The sequence below is a fragment of the Spirillospora sp. NPDC049652 genome (genome assembly GCF_040675125.1).
Taxonomy (GTDB): Bacteria; Actinomycetota; Actinomycetes; order Streptosporangiales; family Streptosporangiaceae; genus Spirillospora.
In genome coordinates this window covers 1-3133 of the sequence record NZ_JBFAOF010000855.1, presented here as the reverse complement: position 1 = coordinate 3133, position 3133 = coordinate 1, and the positions used below count along the sequence as shown (strand labels likewise).

The window sequence follows — 3133 nt, the reverse complement described above, 5'->3', positions numbered from 1 at the left end:
CGGTGCCCTGCTTGGTCGGCCGCCGCCGGCGGCGCCGGTCCTCCGGTGTGACGCGTTCACTCATGGCCGCAGCTTATGTCAACGGCATTGACGTTGGCGGTGCGGGCACGCTTGCCTGGGCTGCCGTCCGAGCGCCGGAAGTGGCGTCCCAGGACGGAACACCGACGGGAGCAACCCATGACCCATCCCGATCCCCAGCCGCCCATCGGATCGCGGGCGCACGCCGATCTGGTCTTCACCGGTGGACCCGTCCACACCGTGGACCCGGCCCGCACCCGTGCGACCGCGCTCGCCGTCCGCGGCGGGCGGATCGTCGCGGTCGGGCACGACGAGGTGCGGGACCTCGTCGGCCCGCGCACCGAGGTCGTCGACCTGGCGGGACGGCTGCTGGTCCCCGGCTTCCAGGACGCGCACGTCCACGCGGTCGGCGGCGGCGTGGAACTCGGCGAATGCGACCTGACGGGTACGGTCGAGGTGGACGACTACCTGGCGGCGGTGCGGGACTTCGCCGCCGCGCATCCCGGCCGTGCGTGGATCTCCGGCGGCGGCTGGTCGATGGAGAGCTTCGAGGGCGGGCTGCCGGACCGGCGGCTGCTGGACGCGGTCGTCCCCGACCGTCCGGTCTTCCTGCACAACCGCGACCACCACGGGGCCTGGTGCAACACCCGCGCGCTGGAGCTGGCCGGGGTCACCGCAGTGACGCCCGACCCTCCGGACGGACGCATCGAGCGCGAACCCGACGGCACCCCAGGCGGAGTCCTTCAGGAGGGCGCGGTCGAACTGGTCGGACGGCTCGTCCCCGCGCGCACCCCCGCCGACATGGTGGCCGGGCTGCTGCGCGCACAGGAACTGCTGCACTCCCTCGGCATCAGCGGCTGGCAGGACGCGGCGGTCGGCGGGTACGGCGGCTTCAGCGGGAACGACGCGGCGTACCTGGCGGCGGCGCGCGACGGAAGCCTCACAGCGCGGGTCAACGGCGCACTCTGGTGGGACCGGGAGCGCGGCGCCGAGCAGGTCCCGGAGCTGGTCGAGGCGCGCTCGCGGCTGCGGCACGGCCGGTTCCGCGCGGACAGCGTGAAGATCATGCAGGACGGCGTCGCGGAGAACTTCACCGCCGCGATGACCAGCCCGTACCTGGACGCCTGCGGCTGCGCGACGGACAACTCCGGGCTCAGCTTCGTCGATCCGGAGGCGCTGCGCGGGTACGTGACCGAGCTGGACGCGCTCGGCTTCCAAGTGCACTTCCACGCGCTGGGCGACCGGGCCGTCCGCGAGGCGCTGGACGCGGTGGAGGCCGCGCGCGCCGCCAACGGCCACCGCGGCACCCGCCACCACCTGGCGCACCTCCAGGTCGTCCACCCCGACGACGTCCCCCGGTTCGCCCGGCTCGGCGCGATCGCCAACATGCAGCCGCTCTGGGCCGCGCACGAGCCGCAGATGGACGAGCTGACCATCCCGTTCCTCGGCCCCGAGCGCGCGGCCTGGCAGTACCCGTTCGGTGACCTGCTGCGCGCGGGCGCGACCCTCGCCGCCGGAAGTGACTGGCCGGTGAGCAGCCCCGACCCGCTCGCCGGGATCCACGTCGCGGTCAACCGCCGCGAGCCCGGCTCCGGCGACGGCCGCGTGTTCCTCCCCGAGCAGCGGCTCGACCCGGGCACCGCCCTCGCCGCCTACACGGCGGGATCCGCGCACGTGAACGGCCTGGACGACACCGGGAGCCTGCGCGTCGGCAACCTCGCCGACCTGGTCGTCCTGGACCGCGACATCCTCACCGGCCCGCCCGAGGAGATCGCCGACGCCCGCGTCCTGGCCACCTACGTCGGCGGCGAAGCGGTGTACACCGCATGAGCGCAGACGTCAGGGCACGCGCCGACCGCGGTCCGCCGGCGGTGAACACCGGTTCGACCGGGCTCGACGGTCACTACAGTCCAGTCTCATGACAGCGGTGACGACACGTACGGTCGAATACCCGGCCGACGGCTTGACGATGATCGGACACCTCGCGCTCCCCGCAGGCGTCGACCGTCGGCCCGGCGTCCTGATCGGGCCCGAAGGGATGGGGCTCAGCGACGTCGAGCGCCGCCGAGCCGAGGCCCTGGCCGAGCTGGGATACGTGGCGCTGGCCTTCGACCTTCACGGCGGCCGCTACCTGGGCGACCCCGAGGAGATGCTGGCCCGTTGCATGCCGCTGCTCGCCGACCCCGACCGGATGCGGGGCATCGGCCACGCGGCGCTTGAGGTGTTGCGTGCCGAACCACGGACCGCCCCTGACCGGGTCGCCGCCATCGGCTACGGCACCGGGGGCGCGATCGCGCTCGAACTCGGGCGCGATGGCGTCGACCTCCGCGCGATCGGAACGGTCAACGCACTGACCACGGGCCGGCCAGGCGAGGCGGCGCGCATCGGCTGCCCGGTGTGGGCCGGGGTCGGGTCGGAAGACCCGATCATGCCGCCCGCACAGCGGGACGCGTTCGCCGCCGAGATGCAGGCCGCGGGCGTCGACTGGCGCCTCATGGTCTACGGGGGTGCCCCGCACGCCTTCCACCACCCGCCGGTCGACCATGCCGCGGTCCCCGGCGTCGGCTATCACCCACGGCACGCGCAGCGGGCCTGGCGCGACGTGGTCGACCTGCTCGCCGAGTGCCTGCCCCTATCAGAGTGACCTGGTAGGCCTCTAACGCTCACTCCTCTCCGCCGCCATCGTCCTCGCCCGGGTCGTGCAGAGGCCAGCAGGGCGCCACTAGGCCGTGTTTCAAAGTCCTGGCCCACTGCGCTCGCCTGGCGGCTCGCTAGGTGACCAGGCCTGGGCGAACGCGGCATCGCTTCGCGATCTGCCCGGTTCCGCTCGCCTTCGGCATCGCTCCACCGGGCAGGTAACGCGTTCGCGCGCGGGGCTGAGGCCACTTTGAAACAGGCCCTAGGTCGTGTCCGGTGGATCATGTGTTGATCCAGAGCAGGGCGGTGACCAGGACGATCGCTGCCCGGTAGTGGCGGGCGAGTTTGTCGAAGCGGGTGGCGATGCCTCGCCATTGCTTGAGACGTCCGATGCAGCGTTCGACCACGTTGCGGCGCTTGTAGAGGTCGGTGTTGAAGACCGGTGGGCGCCCGCCGCGTGAGCCGCGGCGGGCGCGTC

Annotated in this window: 3 protein-coding genes; 2 read left to right on the top strand and 1 reads right to left on the bottom strand. The window is 73.1% G+C overall.

Annotation, left to right across the window (positions count from 1 at the left end; all coding sequences use genetic code 11):
• Nucleotides 1-177 precede the first annotated feature (177 nt).
• Together AB0J52_RS33840 and AB0J52_RS33835 are read left to right on the top strand one after the other, a co-directional pair.
• Complete coding sequence (locus tag AB0J52_RS33840) at nucleotides 178-1848, top strand: amidohydrolase (RefSeq protein WP_500186955.1); 1671 nt, start codon at nucleotides 178-180, stop codon at nucleotides 1846-1848.
• Between the two features lie 88 nt (nucleotides 1849-1936).
• Nucleotides 1937-2662: a dienelactone hydrolase family protein gene (locus AB0J52_RS33835; protein WP_500186954.1), complete on the top strand. Its 726-nt coding sequence runs from the start codon at nucleotides 1937-1939 to the stop codon at nucleotides 2660-2662.
• A gap of 274 nt (nucleotides 2663-2936) precedes the next feature.
• Here the strand turns inward: AB0J52_RS33835 and AB0J52_RS33830 are convergent.
• Nucleotides 2937-3133, bottom strand: a 197-nt coding sequence (locus AB0J52_RS33830) for a transposase (RefSeq protein ID WP_500186953.1), incomplete at its 5' end; no start/stop codon positions are given.